19 protein-coding genes, 1 pseudogene and 1 riboswitch are annotated in these 23,387 nt (G+C 52.7%); of the genes and pseudogenes, 11 read left to right on the forward strand and 9 right to left on the reverse strand.

The features are described from left to right. A partial coding sequence (locus NG42_RS18595; protein ID WP_052902078.1) for a bile acid:sodium symporter family protein occupies positions 1 to 681 on the reverse strand: 681 nt, incomplete at its 3' end. Positions 682 to 757: 76 nt separating this feature from the next. Then, a complete protein-coding gene (lysC, locus tag NG42_RS18600; RefSeq protein WP_052901997.1) occupies positions 758 to 2,113 on the reverse strand; it encodes a lysine-sensitive aspartokinase 3 in 1,356 nt (451 codons plus the stop codon). A 92-nt stretch (positions 2,114 to 2,205) separates the two neighbouring features. Beyond that, positions 2,206 to 2,399, reverse strand: a riboswitch (Lysine riboswitch). A gap of 678 nt (positions 2,400 to 3,077) precedes the next feature. Here lysC and pgi point away from each other — a divergent pair. From pgi to psiE, 6 genes are all read left to right on the forward strand, one after another. Next, the gene (gene pgi, locus NG42_RS18605; RefSeq protein ID WP_052901999.1) at positions 3,078 to 4,724 is read left to right on the forward strand and encodes a glucose-6-phosphate isomerase; all 1,647 of its coding nucleotides are present in this window, start codon (positions 3,078 to 3,080) and stop codon (positions 4,722 to 4,724) included. Between the two features lie 543 nt (positions 4,725 to 5,267). Then, a complete protein-coding gene (gene yjbE, locus NG42_RS18610; protein WP_052902074.1) occupies positions 5,268 to 5,504 on the forward strand; it encodes an exopolysaccharide production protein YjbE in 237 nt (78 codons plus the stop codon). Between the two features lie 78 nt (positions 5,505 to 5,582). Next, the gene (locus tag NG42_RS18615) at positions 5,583 to 6,230 is read left to right on the forward strand and encodes a YjbF family lipoprotein (protein ID WP_052902001.1); all 648 of its coding nucleotides are present in this window, start codon (positions 5,583 to 5,585) and stop codon (positions 6,228 to 6,230) included. Continuing rightward, positions 6,227 to 6,970, forward strand: a complete 744-nt coding sequence (locus NG42_RS18620; RefSeq protein ID WP_052902003.1) for a capsule biosynthesis GfcC D2 domain-containing protein — start codon at positions 6,227 to 6,229, stop codon at positions 6,968 to 6,970. Before NG42_RS18615 ends, NG42_RS18620 begins: the two co-directional genes overlap by 4 nt. Next, the gene (locus tag NG42_RS18625) at positions 6,970 to 9,060 is read left to right on the forward strand and encodes a YjbH domain-containing protein (RefSeq protein ID WP_052902005.1); all 2,091 of its coding nucleotides are present in this window, start codon (positions 6,970 to 6,972) and stop codon (positions 9,058 to 9,060) included. Before NG42_RS18620 ends, NG42_RS18625 begins: the two co-directional genes overlap by 1 nt. A gap of 142 nt (positions 9,061 to 9,202) precedes the next feature. Continuing rightward, positions 9,203 to 9,601, forward strand: a complete 399-nt coding sequence (gene psiE / locus NG42_RS18630; protein ID WP_052902008.1) for a phosphate-starvation-inducible protein PsiE — start codon at positions 9,203 to 9,205, stop codon at positions 9,599 to 9,601. 76 nt (positions 9,602 to 9,677) lie between these two features. On the opposite strand, the gene malG is transcribed toward psiE, so the two are convergent. The 3 genes from malG to malE all read right to left on the reverse strand — a co-directional run bounded on the left by malG (position 9,678) and on the right by malE (position 13,381). Continuing rightward, the gene (gene malG / locus NG42_RS18635; RefSeq protein ID WP_052902009.1) at positions 9,678 to 10,568 is read right to left on the reverse strand and encodes a maltose ABC transporter permease MalG; all 891 of its coding nucleotides are present in this window, start codon (positions 10,566 to 10,568) and stop codon (positions 9,678 to 9,680) included. Between the two features lie 10 nt (positions 10,569 to 10,578). Continuing rightward, positions 10,579 to 12,120 carry a maltose ABC transporter permease MalF gene (gene malF / locus NG42_RS18640; RefSeq protein ID WP_052902010.1) on the reverse strand — a complete coding sequence of 514 codons (1,542 nt, stop codon included), beginning with the start codon at positions 12,118 to 12,120 and terminating at the stop codon, positions 10,579 to 10,581. A gap of 64 nt (positions 12,121 to 12,184) precedes the next feature. Beyond that, a complete protein-coding gene (malE, locus tag NG42_RS18645) occupies positions 12,185 to 13,381 on the reverse strand; it encodes a maltose/maltodextrin ABC transporter substrate-binding protein MalE (protein WP_052902012.1) in 1,197 nt (398 codons plus the stop codon). A gap of 342 nt (positions 13,382 to 13,723) precedes the next feature. On the opposite strand from malE, the gene malK reads away from it, so the two are divergent. From malK to ubiA, 5 genes are all read left to right on the forward strand, one after another. Continuing rightward, complete coding sequence (gene malK, locus NG42_RS18650; RefSeq protein ID WP_052902014.1) at positions 13,724 to 14,848, forward strand: maltose/maltodextrin ABC transporter ATP-binding protein MalK; 1,125 nt, start codon at positions 13,724 to 13,726, stop codon at positions 14,846 to 14,848. A 22-nt stretch (positions 14,849 to 14,870) separates the two neighbouring features. Further along, positions 14,871 to 16,184: a maltoporin gene (locus tag NG42_RS18655; RefSeq protein WP_052902016.1), complete on the forward strand. Its 1,314-nt coding sequence runs from the start codon at positions 14,871 to 14,873 to the stop codon at positions 16,182 to 16,184. 120 nt (positions 16,185 to 16,304) lie between these two features. Then, positions 16,305 to 17,252 carry a maltose operon protein MalM gene (malM, locus tag NG42_RS18660; RefSeq protein ID WP_052902018.1) on the forward strand — a complete coding sequence of 316 codons (948 nt, stop codon included), beginning with the start codon at positions 16,305 to 16,307 and terminating at the stop codon, positions 17,250 to 17,252. A 166-nt stretch (positions 17,253 to 17,418) separates the two neighbouring features. Next, positions 17,419 to 17,946 carry a chorismate lyase gene (ubiC, locus tag NG42_RS18665; protein WP_052902020.1) on the forward strand — a complete coding sequence of 176 codons (528 nt, stop codon included), beginning with the start codon at positions 17,419 to 17,421 and terminating at the stop codon, positions 17,944 to 17,946. 18 nt (positions 17,947 to 17,964) lie between these two features. Further along, a complete protein-coding gene (ubiA, locus tag NG42_RS18670; protein WP_420911321.1) occupies positions 17,965 to 18,828 on the forward strand; it encodes a 4-hydroxybenzoate octaprenyltransferase in 864 nt (287 codons plus the stop codon). Positions 18,829 to 18,993: 165 nt separating this feature from the next. On the opposite strand, the gene NG42_RS18675 is transcribed toward ubiA, so the two are convergent. The 4 genes and pseudogenes from NG42_RS18675 to NG42_RS18690 all read right to left on the reverse strand — a co-directional run. Continuing rightward, positions 18,994 to 20,097 carry an RHS repeat-associated core domain-containing protein gene (locus tag NG42_RS18675; protein WP_053115929.1) on the reverse strand — a complete coding sequence of 368 codons (1,104 nt, stop codon included), beginning with the start codon at positions 20,095 to 20,097 and terminating at the stop codon, positions 18,994 to 18,996. Positions 20,098 to 20,235: 138 nt separating this feature from the next. After that, positions 20,236 to 21,318, reverse strand: coding sequence for an RHS repeat-associated core domain-containing protein (locus tag NG42_RS18680; protein ID WP_053115930.1), 1,083 nt, complete (start codon positions 21,316 to 21,318; stop codon positions 20,236 to 20,238). Between the two features lie 21 nt (positions 21,319 to 21,339). Next, the gene (locus NG42_RS18685; RefSeq protein WP_053115931.1) at positions 21,340 to 22,404 is read right to left on the reverse strand and encodes an RHS repeat-associated core domain-containing protein; all 1,065 of its coding nucleotides are present in this window, start codon (positions 22,402 to 22,404) and stop codon (positions 21,340 to 21,342) included. Positions 22,405 to 22,540: 136 nt separating this feature from the next. After that, positions 22,541 to 23,387: pseudogene (locus tag NG42_RS18690) on the reverse strand (hypothetical protein); the annotation flags it as partial.

The following is a 23,387-nucleotide window of genomic DNA, read 5'->3' on the forward strand; positions in this document are numbered from 1 at the left end:
GTTATGCAGTATCACCGCCGCAATCACCATCAGACCTACCGAACCAATAAAGCCCTGACTGCCGGCAACCACCGCGCTGATAATCAGCAAAATACAGACCATCGAAAACGCCGGCAGATAAGGCTCGACGCGCTTAACCACGCTATTCATCGAGTGGTGGATAATCAGGCCGAGGCTGATGGGAATCACTACGATTTTCACGATGCTCAGCAACATACCAACCACATCGACTTCAATATGAGTATCGACATAGAAACGCGTCAGCAGCGGGGTGGCAAACACGCCAACCAGTGCCGAAACGGAAGAGATGGTCACCGACAGCGCCACATCACCCTTCGCCAGATAGATCATCACATTCGACGCAGTGCCGCTGGCAACGCTGCCAACCAGAATCATCCCGGCGGAAAGGTCGGGTGGCATATGGAACAGTTTTGCCAGTCCCCATGCCGCCAGGGGCATAACCAGATAGTGCAAAAAGGTTCCGGCAATTACCGGTGCCGGACGGGTCAGTACGCGCTTAAAGTCGCCGATATTTAGCGTTACGCCCATACCAAACATAATCAGCATTAATAGCCAGCTGACCCACGGCCCGATGCCGAGGAAAGTGCCGGGGGTGTAATAAGCGGCCACTGAGAGCAGGACGGCCCACAGTGGGAACAGTCGGGTAATTTTGGCGAGCATAGCAGGCTTCCTTGTTGCCCGTCATAGTTCAGGCCACCGACACGCCGGTAGCCTGAATGATTCAGGGAATAATGAGTTATTCGAACAGATTCTGATGCAGGGTGCGTACTACCTGTTCGGCATCGTTACCCGGAACCAGGAAGCAGAGGTTATAGCTGCTGGCGCCGTAGCAGATCAGTCGCAGATTAAAAGGTTCCAGCACGCCGAACACCTCTTTGCCTACGCCGCAGGCTTGCGACAGCTTGTTGCCGATAATCGCTACCAGCGCCAGGTTTTCTTCCACTTCTACCCGGCATAGCGAAGAGAGTTCGGTCAGCAGTGCCTGGGATAACAGACTGTCACCGCTGGAGGTTGAGCCGGTAGTATCCAGCGTCAGCGCCACGCTCACTTCGGAAGTGGTAATCAGATCGACCGACATATTGTGGCGTGCAAGGATATTAAACACCTCGGCAAGGAAGCCGCGTGCATGCAGCATATTCAGGCTGTGCAGCGTCAGCAGCGTCTGCTTACGACGCAGCGCCAGCGCGCGGAACAGCGGCGGGTTTTCACTCTGGTTGCACACCATGGTGCCGCCAGCCGCCGGATCTTTACTGGAGCCGACGAACACCGGGATATCGCTACGCACTGCTGGCAGCAGGGTCGCCGGGTGCAGGACTTTGGCACCAAAGGTCGCCATTTCAGCGGCTTCTTCGAAGGTGATTTCATCAATACGTTTTGCTGTTGGCACGACACGCGGGTCAGTGGTGTAGATGCCGGGCACGTCCGTCCAGATATCAACTCGTTTCGCCCGCAGCGCTTCGCCGAGCAGTGCCGCAGTATAGTCGCTGCCGCCACGTCCCAGCGTGGTGGTGCGGCCTTTGCTTTCGCTGCCGATAAAGCCCTGGGTCACGATCAGCGCTTGCTCAACACGCGGCTGCAACTGGCTGGTGGCCAGTTCTGACAGCTCGGCCATATCCGGCTCGGCGCGGCCAAAACGGTCATTGGTGCGCATCACTTTACGCACGTCAAACCATTCCGCAGCCACATTACGCTCACGCAGAATTTCGACAAACAGCAGGGTAGACATTAACTCGCCGTGGCTGACCAGTTCGTCGGTCAGGGCAGTCGAGGTGGCGAGCGCAGCAGCTTCAGACAGCATGGCGATATTTTCGATCATGCGGTCGATCTCTTCGCGGATCACATCCGGCTGCTGCAGGCGATCGATAATCGCGTACTGAATGCGGCGAAGTTCGTCCAGCTGAAAGGCGCGCCGATCGGGCTCCTGACCTTCCGCCAGGGAAACCAGCAAATTGGTGATACCGGCAGAGGCAGAAAGCACCACTAAACGCACATTGGCATCAGACAGCACCACGTCGGCGCTGCGGTTCATGGCCTGGAAATCGGCAACGCTGGTGCCGCCAAATTTCGCCACAATAAGAGTAGGTTGGAACATTAAATTGACTACCTCGTGTCAGGATAAATCATCAGCCTTGGCACAAGGGAAGAGCGGGATACGGGGCAGACGTAGAAAGGAATGACTACGATACACCCAGAAGCGCCCCACCTTGCAGGTCGTCCGACTGCCGAACGACCCTGGTGACAACCCAGGGGATTCAGCCCCTGCAGTCGATATCGGACACTCCGTGTGTAGGATATCTCGGCGTCGCACCCCCTTATGTGCCTTCATCGGATTCGGTTCCTCCGACACACTACCTGGGCGACGCGCCTCTTCTGGCTTGCGCACATGTGCGCAAGTAGTTGCTTAGAAATATCGGTTTCTGGCTTCGCTGTCAACGGTTGGCGGATGATGAATTTTAATTTAATCGCTGTCATATCAGGGAGCAAGGCATTCCTGGCGGGTTAATAAATAAAAAAATGTGAGAAGTTTTTAGCTTCTTCTGCGTGAAGGGTTGTAAATTTTGTCATCAATTGAAGGGTGTGATTAAGCTGTGCATCAGAAACATGATTATCTTCAGGAAATGGCAGCGTTAAAGGGAATTAAAATGAATAAACGCCACTCATCACTTCTGAACCAATACCCTACCTTCACAGACAGCGACATCAAAAATGCCCCCCGCATCATATCCTGCCAGAGTTGCATTTGCCGTAATCCGCACAGGCAATCAAGCGAGGCGTTAAGATGGGGCTTAAAGTCAGTGTATGACGACAGCGTTAATGACCTGGCACAAAGTGCTCAAGATGTTGTCACTGCATGATAGCGCCATAATTTTTTGCCTTTCGCCAGCATCCATAGTCATACTGAAAAGCTGTGCGGGAATCATCAATGTAACCTGAATTATCATTAGCGCCGGAAATGATAGCCGTAACCTGTTGCAGGAAAAGGGAAGTCGGTTTCTGGTAACGGGTAAGATGGCGTCCGGTCTGAATTACGGTTCTTAAATAAAAAGAGTGTTGTTATGAAAAATATCAATCCGACACAAACCGCTGCCTGGCAAGCGCTGCAGCAGCATTTTGAACAGATGAAAGATGTCCAGATCGCCGATCTTTTTGCCAAAGATGCCGATCGTTTTGCGAAGTTCTCTGCCACCTTTGACGATCAGATGCTGGTGGATTTCTCCAAAAACCGTATTACCAGTGAAACCCTCGACAAGTTACAGGCGCTGGCAACAGAGACCGATCTGCAAGGCGCGATCAAATCGATGTTTGCCGGTGAGAAAATTAACCGCACCGAAGAGCGTGCGGTACTGCACGTTGCGCTGCGTAACCGCAGCAACACGCCAATTCTGGTAGACGGCAAAGATGTGATGCCAGAAGTGAATGCGGTGCTGGCGAAGATGAAAGGCTTCTCAGAGCGCATTATCAGCGGCGAATGGAAAGGCTATACCGGCAAGCCGATTACCGATGTGGTTAACATTGGTATTGGCGGTTCCGACTTAGGGCCATTTATGGTGACTGAGGCGCTGCGTCCGTATAAAAACCACCTGAATATGCATTTCGTTTCTAATGTGGACGGCACGCATATTGCCGAAACGCTGAAGAATGTTAACCCGGAAACCACGCTGTTCCTGGTGGCATCGAAAACCTTTACCACGCAAGAAACCATGACCAACGCCCACAGCGCGCGCGACTGGTTCCTGCAGACTGCCGGTGATGAACAGCATGTAGCAAAACACTTTGCTGCGCTCTCCACCAACGCGAAAGCGGTCGGCGAGTTCGGTATCGACACCAACAATATGTTCGAATTCTGGGACTGGGTTGGTGGCCGCTACTCTCTGTGGTCAGCGATTGGCCTGTCGATCATTCTGTCAGTGGGCTATGACAACTTTGAGCAGCTGCTGAGCGGCGCACACGCGATGGATAAACACTTCGCCGAAACGCCCGCGGAGAAAAACCTGCCGGTACTGCTGGCGCTGATTGGTATCTGGTACAACAATTTCTTCGGTGCCGAAACCGAAGCGATTCTGCCTTATGACCAGTATATGCACCGTTTTGCTGCCTACTTCCAGCAGGGCAATATGGAGTCCAACGGTAAGTATGTCGACCGTAATGGCGCGCCGGTAGACTATCAGACTGGCCCAATTATCTGGGGTGAGCCGGGTACCAATGGCCAGCATGCGTTCTACCAGCTGATTCACCAGGGCACCAAGCTGATTCCTTGTGATTTTATCGCACCGGCGATTAGTCATAATCCGCTTAGCGACCATCACGCAAAACTGCTGTCTAACTTCTTTGCTCAGACCGAAGCGCTGGCGTTTGGTAAGTCGCGTGAAGTGGTGGAAAAAGAGTTCGCTGATGCCGGTAAAGATGCGCAGTCTGTTGAGCATGTTGCGCCATTCAAAGTGTTTGAAGGCAACCGGCCGACCAACTCGATTTTGCTGCGTGATATTACGCCGTTCAGCCTCGGTGCATTGATTGCGCTGTATGAACATAAAATCTTCACACAGGGCGCGATTCTCAATATTTTCACCTTCGATCAGTGGGGTGTGGAGCTGGGTAAACAGTTGGCCAACCGTATTCTGCCGGAACTGGGTGGTGAAGAGGCGGTCAACAGCCACGACAGTTCGACTAACGGTCTGATTAACCGCTATAAATCCTGGCGTTAAGCGTCGGTAAGGGCCAGCCCGTCTGGCCCATGCAGAAGTTCAGTATTTAATCGGGTTAAGCTGAACTTCTGCGATCCAGTTGGCATTTTTAATCGTCAAAACTGGCAGAATGATGGAAACTGCTCTCAGTTTTTTCTGAAAATTCCACTTAATGTCGGTTTTTAACGCAAGATTAATCTGAAACAACCTGCTGACGAAATGCGCTTTTTTACCGCTTTTTCTGTTCTAACACCTTAATATTTAAGTTAAATTGTGGTTTTTCCATCACTTCCCTCCGCTTTTCATTTCACTGACAATAAAATGCGATTAATCAGATGAAAATGCTGCTTAATGGTTATTTTTTGTAATTATATGTGGTTAAATTGCGATGAAATATCTCAAATTGTTAATTGTGGCTATATTGCTGTAATTTTGACCTGTTGGCGCATGCGATTTGAGTCGCAATTTGACCACTGATTTCTGGTAATTTGTTGCCCTATACTCAACAGTCCCGGAATCCATCCGGGTCTGTTATCCATTCATTCGATGAAGGGAATGTTAGTTATGAAAAAATTATTATGTGCTACTGCAGCCATAATGTACCTCGCAGCCGCATCTGCCGCGTTCGCCGCGCCAGGTGATGCAGCAGGTGATAACGCCGATACTATGTCATCTGGTACATCTACCGCTGTTGGCCTTGGTGCAGTGGGTGCGTTGTTGGGTGTTGCTCTGATCGCCTCTGATGGTGACAGCTCTAACACTGGTACAACTACCACCACCACCACAAGCACAACTCGCTAAGTTGGCTTAATTAAACATAACCACACAGCCGTGTGGTTATTTTTTGACTTTGTCGGAATTAAGTACAGGGATACACAGGTGCGTCATATTCCATTATTGCTTCTCTGCCTGTTGCTTCAGGCTTGTACCCAAACCCAGCTCGGCGTTGGTGAATCCATTAAAAGGATGGTAGCCGGCCGCGATGACGTTACGCTAACGAATGATAAAATCCAGTCACTACGCTACGCCAGCATGTATCTGCGGATAGATGGCGGCCAGCGTATTTTCGTGGTACTGGGCTATAACGAAAACGGCGAACAAAAATGGGTGACACAGGACAAAGCAATGCTGGTTACCCGCCACGGCCGGGTAGTGAGAACCCTGGGCTTGCCTGACAATCTGACTGATATTAATAACCTGCAGCAAGATCCGCTAACTAATCCTCTGAGCATTGCCAACGGCGCGAGCTGGACGCGTACCCTGAGCTGGACCGAAAAAGGCCAGTTGCGTTCGGGCACTGCCGTATCACATTTTACCCGTGAAAAAGATCAACTGCTGAACATTGCTGGTGAGCAGATTGCCTGCCGGGTTTATCGTGAGGCGGTGGAGATCGCGGCTAACGGTAAATCGTGGGAAAACATCTTCTGGGTTGATGCCATTTCCGGTCAGGTTCGCCAGACGCAGCAGTCGTTAGGTGCTGATTCCATTCATGTTGAAACCACTATCCTGAAGCCGGCGAAATCATGAAAAAAACCACAGTATTCCTCGCAGGCATCCTCTCATGTCTGACGATTAGTGCCATCGCGGATAGCAAAGTGAGTGTCTATTATCCGGGGCAACAAGAGATTTCTGTCGTCAGCCATGCGGCGAATCTGTCGCAATTAGTTGCCAGCCCGGCACTACAGGGAAAAACCTGGTGGCCGGGCACGGTGATTTCCGAGCGCCAGGCGACAGCCGTTGCTGAACAGCACTATCAGCAGCTGATGGCGCGCCTGAAAGCCTGGGCGGCGGAAAGCGAAGGCGAAAAAGCGGCGACAATTAATAACGTTATTCAGCAACTGTCGGCGATTAAGGTGACTGGCCGCCTGGAGGCGACTCTCGACCCGGACTGGCTGCGTATGCGCCCGGAACTGAATCGTCGTCTGGCAGGTGAATACAGCGTCTATACCCTGCCAAAACCCCATTCCGTAACCTTACTCGGTGCCATCACCGGCAGTGGCAAAGTCAGCTGGCAGCCAGGCGGCGACACGCGTGATTATCTCGACGGGCACGATCGCCTGGCGGGTGCGGATCGCAATATCGCCGTGATTATTTCGCCGTCGGGTGAAATCACCCAGGCACCGGTGGCTTACTGGAACCATCGCCATGTTGAAGTCGAGCCAGGCTCCATTATCTATATTGGCTTCTCTTCATGGTCGCTGCCGGGTGCTTATGAAGACCTGAATCAACAAATCATTTCTGTACTGACGCACCGGATCCCTGACTGATGAAAAAACGCTATCTTCTCAGCTTCTTATCCCTTTCGATTGCCTGCGCCTGTCAGGCACAGGCGGCCATCGCGCCTGAACCGATTGGGCCATCACAGTCAGATTTCGGTGGTGCCGGCCTGATGCAGGTGCCGACCGCGCGTATGTCGAAAGAGGGCGAATTCAGCCTTAACTACCGCTGGAACGATCAATATCGTTTTTACTCCTCTTCCGTGCAGTTATTTTCATGGCTTGAAGCGACGATCCGTTATACCGATGTCAGAACCCGTCTCTACAGTGGTGTTGAAGGATTCAGTGGCAGCCAAAGCTATAAAGATAAAGCCTTTGATTTGAAACTGCGTCTGTGGGACGAGGGTTACTGGTTGCCTGAAGTGGCGGTCGGTACGCGCGATCTCGGGGGGACCGGCCTGTTTGACAGCGAATACCTGGTGGCAAGTAAAGCCTGGGGCCCGCTCGATTTCACCCTGGGTTTTGCCTGGGGCTATCTTGGCAACAGCGGCACGGTTAAAAACCCGTTCTGTGAAGCCAGCGATAAATACTGTACCCGCAGTAATGGCGGCAAAACCGGGTCGATTAACGGCGACAATATGTTCAAAGGCCCGTCGGCCGTGTTTGGTGGCGTGGAGTATCAGACACCGTGGCAGCCGCTGCGCCTGAAAGCAGAGTATGAAGGTAACGATTATCAGGGTGATTTCGCCGGTAAGCTGCGGCAAAGCAGTAAGGTCAACGTCGGCGCAATTTACCGCATTACCGACTGGGCCGATGTTAACCTCAGCTATGAGCGTGGCAATACGCTGATGGCCGGCTTTACCCTGCGCACCAACTTCGACGACCTGCGTCAGCCGAAGATCGATACGCCAAAACCAGCTTACCGGCCGAATCCGCAGTCGGCGTTTTTACAGTCGACAGTGGCCGGTTCGCAGCTCAGTGACCTGAAGTATAACGCTGGCCTGGATGCACCGAATATCCAGGTGAAAGACAACACGCTGTATGTCACCGGTGAGCAGTATAAATATCGCGATACTCAGGAAGGCGTCGATCGTGCCAACCGTATCCTGATGAATAACCTGCCGGAAAACGTCGACACGCTGAAAGTGACGCAGACGCGTTACAACATGCCGCAGGTAACGACCGAAACCAAAGTGGACAGCCTGCGTGAGCAGCTGGAAGGTTACCCGCTGGGTCATGAGAAAACGCTGGAGCAACAGCGCGTCAATCCGGTAGATCCGGGTAAAACCGAGCAGGGTTACTATATTGAAAAAGACAGCCTGAACTACAGCCTGTCGCCGGTGTTGAACCAGTCATTTGGTGGCCCGGAAAGTTTCTATATGTACCAGGTTGGCGTGATGGGTAATGCCGATTACTGGTTAACCGACCATTTAGTGGTGGGTGGCGGACTGTTTGCGAACATCGCCAATAACTACAACAAATTTAATTACACCAATCCGCCAAACGACTCCAAACTGCCGCGTGTTCGTACGCATGTGCGTGAGTACGTGCAGAACGATGTCTACGTTAACAACTTGCAGGCCAACTACTTCCAGTATATGGGCAATGGCTTCTACGGCCAGCTGTACGGTGGTTATCTGGAGACGATGTTCGGTGGTGCCGGTGCAGAAGTGCTTTACCGTCCGCTCGATTCCAGCTGGGCGGTCGGTGTTGATGCCAATTACGTGAAGCAACGTGACTGGGACAACATGATGAAGTTCACCGATTACAAAGCGCCAACCGGGCATTTAACCGGTTACTGGCAGCCACAATTTATGGATGGCGTGCTGGTGAAAGTCAGCGTCGGTCAGTATCTGGCGAAAGATAAAGGCGGCACCGTCGATATCTCGAAACAGTTCGACAGCGGCATTACCGTGGGTAGCTATGTCAGCCTGACGAACGTCTCGAAGGAAGAGTATGGCGAAGGTGACTTCACCAAAGGCTTCTATATCTCGATTCCAATGGATCTGTTCAGTGTGAATCCGGTGCGTGGTCGTGCGCAGGTTAACTGGACACCGCTGACGCGTGATGGCGGTCAGATGCTGGGTCGTAAGTACCAGCTGTATAATATGACCAGCGACAGAGATATTAACTTCCGTTAAGCATCCTGACTCAGGGGCGGCGTTTACGCCGCCCTTATTATTTTTTATCCTCTCCACGATAACTTGTGATCTTCATCACACTAAAGCATATTGTTGCTCTCGGCCGGTGCCGACGAATAACAATAATGTTGAGGGTGTGAACATGATTACCGGAACGCGTATTGCGCAAGCGCTGCAGATGGTGTTGAACATCGGCTTGCTGGTGCTTGGCGTCATTTTGATTATCTTTTTGGGTAAGGAAACCATTCACTTAGCCAATGTGCTGCTGAATACCGGCGAGCAGGCATCGTCCTATTTGCTGATTGAAGGTATCGTCATCTATTTTCTCTATTTTGAGTTTATCGCGCTAATTGTGAAGTACTTCCAGTCGGGCTATCACTTCCCGCTGCGCTACTTTGTCTATATCGGTATCACCGCGATTATCCGCCTGATTATTGTCGACCATAAAAACCCGTTTGATACGCTGGCCTACTCAGGAGCAATCCTGATTCTGGTGGTAACACTGTGGCTGGCGAACAGTAATCGCCTGAAGCGCGAATAAAAAAAGGCGGCCTGGTGGCCGCCTAAAACACAGGGACTTGCAATGGCAATGACTAACAGTGGCAATAACAGAGAATTTAGCCCTTTACCCCGCCGGCGGTTAAGCCGTTAACCAGCCAGCGCTGCGCCAGCAGGAAGACGATGGTGATTGGCAGGGCAGACAGCACCGCAGCCGCGGCGAAATCCCCCCACAAATAGTTCTGCGGATTAAGGTATTGCTGCATCCCCACCGCCAGCGTGTAGCTGTTAACGTCACGCAGCAGCAGTGAGGCGACCGGCACTTCGGTGACGGCGGCGATAAACGACAGGATAAACACCACCGCCAGAATCGGCACCGAAAGCGGCAACAGAATCAGACGAAATGCCTGCCACGGTGTTGCACCATCCAGCGCCGCAGCTTCTTCCAGTGAACCATCAATCGTTTCGAAATAGCCTTTAATCGTCCAGACATGCAGCGCGATACCGCCAAGATAGGCGAATATCAGTCCGGCGTGGGTATTCAGTCCGATAAACGGGATGTACTGACCGAGGCGATCAAATAACGCATACAGCGCGACCAGCGACAGTACCGCCGGGAACATCTGAAAAATTAGCATTCCCTTCAGCAGGCTGGCCTTGCCGCGAAAGCGCATGCGGGCAAACGCATAGGCGCAGGTGGTGGACAGCGCCACAATACCAATGGCGGTAATTGCCGCCACTTTCACGGAGTTCCATAACCACAGCAGTACCGGAAAAGGCGGCGGGGTCACATTGCCGTTTTCATGGGTAACTGAAAAGCCCAGCGCCAGCTTCCAGTGATCCCACGAGATATGCTCGGGCAGCAGGCTGCCAATCGAGTAGTTGCCGGGACGCAGTGAAATCGCCAGCACCATCAATAGCGGATACATAATTAGCGCGATAAAGCTCAGCAGTATCAGATGAGTGACTAACAGCCGCAGCTTCTGTGATTTCGGTTGTACGATAGCCATAAATTGCTCCTTACTGAATCTTCATCCGCGTGGCTTTCAGGTTGAGAATAGCGAGACCGCCAACCAACAGGAAAATCAGCGTGGCGATGGCGGCTGCCAGGCCAAAGTCTTGTCCGCCACCGCCTTCAAAGGCGATGCGCCAGGTATAGCTGACCAGCAGATCGGTATAACCGGCTGGCGTAGTGGTGCCGAGACGATCCGGGCCACCGTTTGTAAGTAACTGAATCAGCACGAAGTTATTAAAGTTGAAAGCAAAACTGGCGATCATCAGCGGCGTCAGCGGTTTAATCAGTAACGGCAGGGTGATGCGGAAGAAGTTCTGCATTGGCGTGGCGCCATCCATTGCCGATGCTTCATAGAGGTCGTCAGGAATCGCTTTCAGCAGCCCCATACAAAGAATCATCATATACGGGTAGCCCAGCCAGGTATTCACGATAATCAGCATGCTGCGCGCCAGCGTGGGGTCGCTAAACCATGCCGGTTTAAGTCCGAACAGGTTATGCAGCATCACGTTGATTTCGCCAAAGCTCTGGTTAAATAAGCCTTTGAAAATCAGTATCGAAATAAATGCCGGAACCGCATAAGGCAGGATCAGTAATAGTCGGTAGACCGCGCGTCCTTTCAGCGATTCCCACTGCATCAGACAGGCCAGTACCATGCCGACTGCGACCGTCAGAAATACCGTGATGGCGGAGAACACCACCGTCCAGACAAAAATAGCCATAAACGGCTTTTTAATGCCTTCGTCAGTCATCACGCGCAGAAAGTTTTTCCAGCCCACGGTCACGGTATAGCCCGGACTGAGCTTGTCAGTGGTCCACTGCCGGGCGGCGTCTTTTGTCTGATAAAAACCGCTGTCGTCGTTTGGCCACCATACTACGCCGGTTTGCTTATCGGTCAGCGTACCGTTTTCGGCGAGGGTATACAGCGGCTGGGTGCCGGAGAACTGACGCAGAGAGCTCATGCGCACTTTGCTGCCATCGGGCAACACGGCGGTTAATAAGCTAAGCGCCTGGCGATTTTGCGTCACCACCCGCAGCATGGCTTTTTCGCCATCAGGTGGAGTCTCGCTTTTACTGAGTGTAAGTGTTTGCTCACTTTTTGTGTCGAAGCTGAAAGGTGCTGACACTAACAGGCTGTTATCCGCCTCATTCAGCGCCAGAATCCACTGATTACCCTGCGGATAAAGGGTGAAGTTATAGCCAGCACCGGCCTGAAACTGGCGATCCATCAGTACCTGTTGCGCCCGTTCAAAGGTCAGCTGATTGGTGCTGCTGTAGTTGGTAAAGGCGATAGCAATAGTGCAGGCCAGCGGAAACAGGACAAACAGCCCCATACCGGCCAGGCCCGGATAAACATAGCGCCAGGCGGAGGCGCGACGCTGGGCGAAAATAGCCAGTCCGACGCTCAGCAGTACCAGTGTCAGAATAGCGAACAGATATTCGCCCTGCACATACATCAGTACCACCAGATAGCCAGATAACAGGGTACAGAGGGCAAGAACCAGCCACTTCAGGGCGTCATGCTGCCACCACAATGCAGATTTTGCCATTTAGCATTCCTTTTGGAGACTTCGGGCGGATCAAGTAGGGGCGGCGTTCTCGCCGCCCTGTTATTTATTTGGTAATACGTTTTTCAGCATCTTCCAGTGCGGCTTTCACCGTCTGACGACCATTGATGGCATTCAGCACCGCCGTGCGTTCGGCATACCAGAACGCGCTCATTTGCGGAATGTTCGGCATCACTTCACCTTTCTGCGAGTTATCCATGGTGGCGGCAATTCTTGGATCTTTCGCCAGCTGCTCCTGGTAAGATTTCAGTGCCACTGCGCCGAGAGGTTTGTCAGCGTTCACTTTCGCCAGGCCGTCGTCAGTCAGCAGGTAGTTCTCAAGGAACTCTTTCGCCAGCTCTTTATTCGGGCTGGCGGCATTGATGCCTGCGCTCAGTACCCCAACAAACGGTTTGGACGGCTGGCCTTTGAAGCTTGGTAGCAGTGTGACGCCGTAATTGACTTTGGCGCTGTCGATATTGCCCCACGCCCACGGACCATTAATGGTCATCGCGGTTTCGCCCTTATTAAACGCGGCTTCGGCAATCGCATAGTCAGTATCAGCATTCAGGTGCTTGTTTTTCACCAGGTCGACGAGGAATTGCAGACCCGCCTGTGAGCCTTCATTGGCGACGCCAACGTCTTTCAGGTTGTAGCTGCCATCAGCTTGTTTTTTAAAAGCGTAGCCGCCAGCGGCAGCGGTCACTGGCCAGGTAAAGTAGGGTTCTTGCAGGTTAAACATGATGGCGCTTTTACCCTTAGCGCGCAGCTGTTTATCCAGCGCCGGGATCTCTTCCCAGGTTTTCGGTGGCTCTGGCAGCAGGTCTTTGTTGTAAATCAGTGACAGCGACTCCACCGCGACCGGATAGCCAATCAGCTTGCCGTTGTAGCGCACCGCGTCCCAGGTAAACGGATACACTTTATCCTGCAACGCTTTGTCCGGCGTAATCTCAGCCAGCAGGCCAGACTGCGCGTAACCGCCAAAACGATCGTGAGCCCAGAAAATAATATCCGGGCCATCGCCGGTGGAAGCCACTTGCGGATATTTCTCTTCCAGTTTATCGGGATGCTCAACCGTCACTTTGATGCCGGTATCCTGTTCAAACTTCTTACCGACTTCAGCCAGTCCGTTGTAGCCTTTATCTCCGTTAATCCAGATAACCAGCTTACCTTCTTCGATTTTGGCCAGCGCGGCACCCGGCAGCAGCGCGGTGGTTAAGGCACACAACATCAGCGTTTTTGTATTCAGTTTGAACTTTGACATTTCCCTTTCCTCTAATGATTAGCGGTAGTCTTAACGACAGCAGTCTGCGGATAACTGCCTGCTCCCTCATCCTCCTTCGCTCTACGCCCCTGTGGGTGGAAGTGTGATCGCCACTGCCTTTCTGGCGCTTTCTGTGTCATAGCCCACAAAAAACACCCCCTTTTTTTGCCAGCACGATCACGAAAATCTGTTTTTCGCGCGGTTTCTGCGCGCCCTGTTGTACGTCTCATCCTCCTGCCTCCTCCCCCATAAAAAAGCAGCAGGCGGAGGATTTCACCCTCGCTGACATCCCACACACTCGCAGCCATTCGATAAGCGGTACGAACTGGACGGGAGAGGCAAATGGCGAGCGTGGTGCTGAAGGATGTCACCAAAGCCTGGGGCGATGTGGTGGTATCGAAAGATATCAATCTGACGATCGCTGAAGGGGAATTCGTGGTGTTTGTCGGGCCATCTGGCTGCGGCAAATCAACACTGCTGCGCATGATTGCCGGATTAGAAGAGATCACGTCGGGTGAATTGCTGATTGGTGATAAGCGCATGAACGAGGTGCCGCCAGCCGGGCGTGGTGTCGGTATGGTGTTCCAGTCTTATGCGCTCTACCCGCATCTGTCGGTGGCGGAAAATATGTCGTTTGGCCTGAAGCTGGCCGGTACCGCCAAAGCGGAGATTCAACAGCGCGTGAGCCAGGTGGCGGATGTGCTGCAACTTGGGCATCTGCTGGAGCGCCAGCCTAAAGCGTTATCCGGCGGGCAGCGTCAGCGTGTTGCCATTGGTCGTACGCTGGTGGCCGAACCCGAAGTCTTCCTGCTGGATGAACCGCTATCTAACCTCGATGCCGCGCTGCGCGTGCAGATGCGCATTGAGATTTCCCGCCTGCATAAACGTCTGCAGCGCACCATGATTTACGTCACCCACGATCAGGTGGAAGCAATGACGCTGGCTGACAAAATCGTGGTGCTGGAAGGGGGACATATTGCGCAAGTCGGCAAGCCACTGGAGCTGTACCACTATCCCGCCAACCGTTTTGTCGCCGGTTTTATCGGCTCGCCGAAGATGAATTTCCTGCCGGTCAAAGTGACCGCCACGGCGATTGATCAGGTGCAGGTTGAACTGCCAAATCGCCAGCAAATCTGGCTGCCGGTCGACAGTACCGATGTGCAGGTGGGCGCGAATATGTCGCTCGGTATTCGTCCTGAACACCTGCTGCCCAGCGATGTCGCGGATGTCACGCTCTCTGGCGTGGTGCAGGTTGTCGAACAGCTCGGACATGAAACACAAATCCATATTCAGATTCCGGCTCTGCGTCAAAACCTGGTGTACCGCCAGAACGACGTGGTGCTGGTAGAAGAAGGTGCCCATTACGCCATCGGCCTGCCGCCTCAACGTTGCCATCTGTTCCGTGAAGATGGACGCGCCTGTCGCCGGCTACACACAGAGCCGGGTGTTGAAGCACGCCAGCAATAGCAAAGAGAACAGGAGAATAACAATGATGATGCTGCGTAAATATCCTCTGGCCGTGGCAGTGGCTGCAGCGGTGATCTCAACTCAGGCAGCTGCGGTTGATTTCAAAGGCTATGCGCGTTCGGGTATTGGCTGGACCGGGAGTGGCGGGGAGCAGCAATGCTTCAAGGCAACGGGTGCTGACAGCAAGTATCGTCTCGGTAACGAGTGCGAAACCTATGCTGAAATTCAGCTGGGCCAGGAAGTGTGGAAAGAGGGTGAGAAAAGTTTCTATGTCGACACCATGATCGGTTATGCGGTTGATCAGCAGAACGATTATGAAGATACCTCACCGGCCGTTCGTCAGATGAATGTGGTCGGTAAAAACTTGATCGATGCGTTGCCAGGTGCCGATATTTGGGCCGGTAAACGTTACTATCAACGTCATGACGTCCATATGATCGACTTCTACTACTGGGATATTTCAGGTCCTGGCGGTGGTATCGAAAATATCGATGTTGGCTTTGGTAAGCTGTCTCTGGCGGCAACGCGAAACAGCGAAGCCGGTGGTTCGCAGACCTTTGTTAATGGCACAACCCGCACTAAAAACCTCTCTAACGACATCTTCGATGTGCGTCTGGGACAGATGGAAGTCAACCCAGGCGGTTCACTGGAAGTGGGTTTTGACTACGGCAGCGCTAACGAAACCGACGGTTACGATCGCGTTAACCGTGATAACTCGAAAGATGGCTGGTTGGGCACCATCCAGCATACCCAGACCTTTGGTGACAACGGCAGCCTGAACAAGTTTGTGGTGCAGTACGCCACCGATGCGATGACTCAGAACCGTAATGGTCGTCCGGGCACCGCGCAGAATAATGATGGCTCAATGATCCGCGTGATCGATCACGGTGCGATTGATTTCAACGACACCTGGAGCCTGATGTATGTCGGTATGTACCAGGATGTCGATCGTGATAACAACAATGGCACCACCTGGTACACCGCGGGCGTGCGCCCAATGTACAAATGGACGCCAATCATGAGCACTTTACTGGAACTCGGCTACGACAACGTTAAAGCGCAGAATACCGGCGACCGCAACAGCCAGTATAAAGTGACCTTAGCGCAGCAGTGGCAGGCGGGGAGCAGTATCTGGTCTCGTCCGGCGATCCGCGTGTTCGCGACTTACGCCAAGTGGGATGAAAAATGGGGTTACTCCTCATCAAACGTTGGCGACAGCAATTACGTCGCAGGTGTGGCTAACGGAACTGCGTTAAGTGATACCAGCGCTCAGCGTTTCAGCCGTGGCGATAGCGACGAAGTCTCCTTCGGCGTGCAGATGGAAGCCTGGTGGTAAATTTGCCCGTCATATTTTAAGCCGCAGCGCTGTTGGCTTGAAATAGTCAGGGTAAATCCTTTGTTAGCCCGTCTTCCTATTGCCTGAGGAAGACGGGTGAAAATAGTGAGGAAAATAACAATGAAAAAACATTTAATCGCACTCTGCCTGTTGCAGGCAGTGAGTGTCGGCACGCTGTCAACCAGCTTTGCCGCCAGTAATCTCAATCCACAAAATGTATCAACAGCCCCGGTGATTGCGCAGGATAAGTTGCATAGCCTCTCGTGGTTGCCGGTGATGCCGCCCGTCACCCAGAATATTGAGCTAACTACCTCGTCGCTGACGATTAATCAGGGCAATATCAGTGGCGCGGTCGCCGCCATTGCGCTGCCGGCCGATCAAGGCTCGCTGGAAATTACTCTGACCAGCAGCATCAAGGATAAACGCGTTTACGTGCCGAATGTACTGGTGCTGGATGAACAGCTTCAACCCGCCGCTTATTTCCCTGGCAGCTACTTCCCGTATACCAAACCGGGTATTGCTTCCGGTAACCGGCTGGAAGGCACCATGAAGTTGACGCCAGTGCTGGGGCAAAAGCAGATCTATCTGCTGATCTACACCACTACTGAGGATCTGGCGCGTACCTCGACCATGACCAACCCGGCGAAGCTGTATGCCGAGGGGGCGAATAACGCCATTCCTGACGTGCCGGATTTAGTGGTGCAGCACAGCCCGGTTGGCAGCTTATCAATCAAAGCGAAGACCGAACAAAACAGCGGCAATATTATGATTGGTAAGATTTTTGGTGCCGCCGATCCTAAACCGGTAGTGGTGGGTAGTACTGGCGCAGCCGTTAACAGTGCCGCTGCGCCAGCATCGGTACCGATGGCAATGCCGATGCGCTCCGCACCAGCGCCGAAAACCGAGCCGTTACTGGACGATACCGAGAGCTACTTTAATAACGCGATCAGGCAGGCGGTGAAAGAAGGCGAAATCGACAAAGCGCTGAAGCTGATGAACGAGGCTGAACGCCTTGGCTCGTCATCTGCCCGCGCGACCTTTATCAGCAGTGTGAAAGGCAAGGGATGATTTCATCCCCATATTGCTGATGTTGCTGGACTATTGGTGCGTCACTGACGCACCCTTTTTAACGCGTGCCAGCCAGATAATTTTTACCATTTACCACCGCGTGGCGTGTTCTGCGCCAGGCTCTGCGTTACACTACGGCTTCTGATTTTCTACCCGGAGATGCCGTATGTCGGATAACGCGCTTACGCTACTGCGCGCGATGGAATGGCTTCCTGCTTCGTCCCCTTTGCTTAATGCTGCCCTGCTGGACTGGCTGATGGAGGAAGACTCCATGACGAAGCGTTTTGAGCGTCACTGTGCAAAAGTCACCGTTGAGCCACTGCGCGAAGGTTTTATCAGCGCCGCGGAAGTGGGCGAAGAAGTCGCGTTACTGCCTCAGGAACAGCGTTACTGGCTGCGCGAAATCTTGTTATTTGGTGACGGTGTACCCTGGCTGGCGGGTCGCACCATTGTGCCGGAATCGACGCTTAACGGTCCGGAAGCGATGCTACAGAATTTAGGCAACCGTCCGCTTGGCCGCTATCTGTTCTCGTCTTCAACGCTGACCCGTGATTTTATTGAACCTGGTAACGTCCAGTCACTCTGGGGACGGCGTTCCCGTTTGCGTCTGGCCAATAAACCGCTCCTCCTTACCGAACTCTTTTTACCTGCGGCTCCGCTCTATCATTGCGGGTCGGCAGAAGGATCGCAATAAGTGGAAAGACGTCTGCAAATAAACAAACTTCAGGCTTACAGTCGCCTGATGCGTATCGATAAACCTATTGGCTCATTGCTGCTGCTGTGGCCCACTCTCTGGGCGCTGTGGCTGGCAGGCATGGCGATTCCGCCGCTGAATGTGTTAGTGGTGTTTGTGCTGGGGGTGTTTTCTATGCGCGCCGCCGGTTGTGTGATTAACGACTTCGCCGATCGTAAAATTGATGGGCATGTTAAACGCACCCGTGAGCGCCCTTTACCCAGCGGTGCAGTCAGCGAGAAAGAGGCCAAACTGCTGTTTCTTGCGCTGGTACTGGTGTCGTTTGCGCTGGTTCTGACGATGAACGGCATGACTATCTGGCTCTCATTTGGCGGGCTGGCGCTGGCCTCGGTTTATCCGTTTATGAAGCGCTATACTCATCTGCCACAGGTGGTGCTGGGCGCGGCGTTTGGCTGGGCCATTCCAATGGCCTGGGCGGCAGTGAGTGAAAGCGTACCGTTAACCTGCTGGCTGCTGTTTATCGCCAATATCTGCTGGACGGTGGCTTACGATACCCAGTATGCGATGGTTGATCGCGACGACGACCTGAAGATTGGTGTTAAATCGACGGCGATTCTTTTTGGCCGCTTCGACAAGCTAATCATTGGCTTACTGCAACTGACGTCATTAATCCTGCTGGTGGCGACGGGGATGCTGTTGCAACTGAATGGCGCATTTTACTGGTCGGTACTGCTGGCTGGCGCGCTGTTTGTTTATCAACAGAAACTGATTTCCGGCCGCAAACGCGAGCTCTGTTTCCAGGCATTCCGTAATAATAATTATGTCGGGCTGGTACTGTTTATCGGCATCGTGCTAAATACCGCACCTTTTACACTCGGGTGATAAAATAAAAACCTTTTTTTAATCAGCTCTTTAATCATCTCTCTCATTGCAGGGGCGGCGTTTTCGCCGCCCCTGTCAAGGTTCGCACTCTGCATATCCTCAGGACGGTAGCCGATAATGGCTACCCTACGGTATTCCGCTAATAGTGTTCTGAAACAATCAGCATCAGCTAATTGCGAAGTCCTGAGCATGAAGTTCGCGGAATGATATTTGCCACTGCTTAAAACCCTGATTTCTTTCATATGCCAACTGATTAAATAAAGACTCTTCACTTATTACATCCGCTAAGTGTTCCACGTAGGGGAAACTATGGGGATGTAACATCATGCGGATATTGGTGGTATGTTTCATCGATAACCTTTTTACCAGCGGGTTAATATTTTCTTTGCTGAGCTGCGAAGGTGAGGTTAATGGATATTCTCCGTGCCAGATGCTTCTTACTCGCTCAATATAATCAGGATTGGTGAATGTAGACTCCATAATTGAATAATCCTGAGTGGATTGATCATACAAAGCCACGTACTCTTTTGAGATCCGTTCAGGTAACACGCGGTTCAGAGGGGTCAGCAATCTTTCGGCATTGGTCTGCAATGTCTTCGATGTCGCGCGTAAGTTATCTATAGCTGTCCCCGGCAGTCGGCGCATAATAGCGCTCATAATCAGCGGGTTTTGAGATAATGTCTCCAAAGTGGGTGAGGCTATTGCTGCGGGGAGTTCAGGCACAATTGCCTGTTCAACCGCGAGGACGCCAGAGCCACTTTCCTTTAACAGCTGATAGCCCCCGGCTACCAGGCCGGTGCCGAATAATAGCACGCCTGCGGCAAACGCTACCCATCCCAGCAGTGCGGAAGCTTTTGGGTTGCTTTGCGCAGTAAGCGGACTGACCACACTGCTGACATCTGCTGCCACACCTGCCACGCCCACCGCTATTGTCGTCGCCGAGGATGTGGCCAGCGCCGCACTGAGACCGCCCGCTGCCGCGAGAGAGGTTCCGGCGGTAAATGCCGCACCCAGCATCCCCAGCACGCCCAGCGCAATACCGAGTCCGGCCTGCCAGCTGAAATGACCTGACGGGTCAGAATGGTTAATCGGATCGCCCGCACAATAAGCGTAATTATTAATCCCACCCTGACCAAACGGACTCCAGCTGTCCGGGCGATTAAAGCGCCGTAACTCTGGACTATAAGCGCGATACCCGTTCCCCAGATGCGTGACTCCGCTGAACGGATCGCAACGCTCACCATTATATCCCAGTAAACAACTACTCATAGCCAACTCCTGTAAGCCAAAATAAGGGAGCCTGAGGTAATCGCATACCGTCGGAGGGAGAGCAAATCACACTAATAACAACTGGATTACAACCATAAGCTGATTTTTGTGAGGGGGGAATGAATCCCCCCTCACAAATTAAGCATTGATAAAACTGTCAGGGTGAAGGGTATGAAATAGCGACTGCCAAACCCGGAATGTCCGGTTACGGCCCTGCACTTGCTCTATAAAATCATTGTCCCATCTTAAAGCCGAAAATATTATATTCTCGCCATATGGCTTATCAAAATTGTTAATTGCCATAAATCTGGCACTGGCAGGATTAATTTGATGCAGGCTAAGCTGTGAGGGTGGATTAAAAGGGCGTGCTCCCTTCCATATATCTCTGATTTCCCCCAGGGCTTCAGTGGTCGTCGGCTGTTCTTTCAGCGCCTCGAGCAGAGGTACTGGTATCCGGTACTTATTCTCCCAGCGCTTTATCTGAATGCTGTAATTTTCTATTTTATTCAGTGAGTTGTGTACATTATCAAGCATTGTGGTTGATGTTGCGCGTAAGCTGTCGACATCCAGCCCCGAGAGGTAGCGCAGAGTCCTGCGCATAATCAGTTTGTTATGCATGACCTCTTCAAAGGTGGGGGTATGGCTTACTGCGGCAGGAAGTTCAGAAATATCTTCAGTCGCGAGGGCGCTAAAGCCACTTTCCATCGTCGTGTTATTTAGCATGCGGTAGCCGCCCGCCGCCAGTCCGGTGCCGAGTGACAGAATCCCGCTGGCAAAGGATATCCATCCCAGTATTGCAGAAACTTTTGGGTTGCTGTGGGTGGTGAGCGCACTGGCCACGCCGGTGACATCTGCCACGACACCCGCCGTTCCCACCGCTAAGGCGGTCAGCGAGGAGGCGGCCAGTGCCGCACTGAGGCTGGCTGCGGCGGCGAGAGACGTTCCGGCGGTAAATGCCGCGCCGAGAATTCCCAGTGCGCCCAGCGCAATGCCCAGCCCGGCCTGCCAGCTGAAATGCCCTGACGGGTCGGATTGGTTAACCGGATCGCCAGCACAATACGCGTAAGGATTAACTCCACCGTGACCAAACGGACTCCAGCTGTCCGGGCGGTTAAAGCGCCGCAGCCCTGGATAATAAGCACGATAACCGTTCCCCAAATGCGCAGTACCGCTGACCGGATCGGTACGCTCACCGTGATATCCCAGTAAACAAAAATTCATAGCCAACTCCTGTAAGCTAAATTAAGGAAACAGATTTTCAGGGTGCGCAGTGTGGAATAGTGACTGCCAAACCCTGAATGTGTGATTACGGCTCTTCACTTCGTTTATAAAAATCTTGTCCTGCTCTGTGACCCAATGTATTCCCCCTGGCTTCCCAATATAATTGTTGGCCTTCATCAATCTGGCACTGGCAGGATTAATTTGATACAGGCTAAGTTGTGAGGGTGGATTAAAAGGATCTGATCCCTGCCATATCTTTCTGACTGACGCCAGGGCTTCAGGTGCAATTGGCTGTTCTCCCACAGCCTTAAGCAGTGGTACCGGTATCGGATCTTCATTCTCCAGACGCTGTATCTGAACGGTGTAATTTTCCAGTTTATTCACCGAGCTGTGTATATTATCAAGCATCCCGGTTGATGTTGCGCGTAAGCTGTCGACATCCTCTCCCGAGAGGTAGCGCATTGTCCTGCGCATAATAAGATCGTTATGCATGACCTCTTCAAAGGAGGGAGGGCGGCCTGTCGCGGCAGGAAGTTCTTCAGCCGCGAGGGCGCTGAAGCCACTTTCCATCGCCGTATTATTTAACATCCGGTAGCCGCTTGCCGCCAGGCCGGTGCCGAGTGACAGAATCCCGCTGGCAAAGGAGATCCATCCCAGTAGCGCGGAGGCTTTGGGGTTACTGTGCGTAGTTAGCGCACTGGCCACGCCGGTGACATCGGCTACCACACCCGCGGTTCCCACCGCTAAGGCTGTCAGCGAGGATGCAGCCAGCGCCGCACTGAGACTGGCTGCAGCGGCGAGAGAGGTTCCGGCGGTAAATGCCGCTCCGAGAATCCCCAGCACGCCGAGTGCAATGCCGAGTCCGGCCTGCCAGCTGAAATGGCCTGACGGGTCGGCGCGGTTGATCGGGTCACTTGCACAATACAGGTAAGGATTAATCCCGCCGTGGCCAAACGGACTCCAGCTGTCGGGGCAGTTAAAACGCTGCAACCCCGGATTATAGGCGCGATAACCGTTGCCCAGATGCGTGACGCCACTGACCGGATCGCAACGCTCACCGTTATATCCTGATAAACACAGACTCATAGCCAACTCCTGTAAGCCAAAATAAGGAAGCCTGAGGTAATCTCATATTGGCAGTGAAAGCGCAAATCACATTAATAACAATTGGATTACCGTCCCAGGCTGAGTTTTATTGGGTGAATGGATTTATCCCGGGAAATTAAGCATTGATAAAGCTGTCAGGGTGAAGGGTATGGAAAAGTGACTGCCACACCCTGAATGTGTGGTTTCGGCTCTTCACTTTTTCTATAAAAGCATTGTCCCATCTTATAGCCGAACCTATTATCTGCGGATTCTTTCTCCCAAAATAATTGTTTATTATCGAGAATCTGGCACTGGCAGGATTAATTTTATTCAGACTGAGTTGTGAGGGGGGGGTAAAAGGATGTGATCCCTTCCATATATCTCTGATTTCCCTAAGGGCTTCAGTGTTCGTCGGCTGTTCTTTCAGAGCCTCAAGCAGAGGTACCGGTGTGAAATCTTTATTCTCCGGACGTTTTATCTGAACGGTGAAATCTTCCAGTTTATTCAGCGAGTTGTGTACATTATCAAACATCGTGGTTGATGTTACTCTTAATCTGTCGACATCCACTCCCGTGAGGTAGCGCATAGTCCTGCGCATAATCAGTTTGTTATGCATGACCTCTTCAAAGGTAGGGGTATGGCTTACCGCGGCAGGGAGCTCAGGGACTTCTCCGACCGCGAGGGCGCTGAAGCCATTTTCCATCGCCGGGTTATTTAACATGCGGTAGCCGCCCGCTGCCAGGCCGGTGCCGAGTGACAGAATCCCGCTGGCAAAGGAGATCCATCCCAGTAGTGCAGAGGCTTTGGGGTTACTGTGCGTGGTTAGCGCACTGGCCACGCCGGTGACATCAGCTACCATACCGGCCGTTCCCACCGCCAATGCTGTCAGCGAGGATGCGGCCAGCGCCGCACTGAGACTGGCTGCAGCGGCGAGAGAGGTTCCGGCGGTAAATGCCGCTCCGAGAATCCCCAGCACGCCGAGT

Origin of the sequence: Winslowiella iniecta, assembly GCF_001267535.1 — a bacterium.
In the GTDB taxonomy this organism is placed as follows: Bacteria; Pseudomonadota; Gammaproteobacteria; order Enterobacterales; family Enterobacteriaceae; genus Erwinia; species Erwinia iniecta.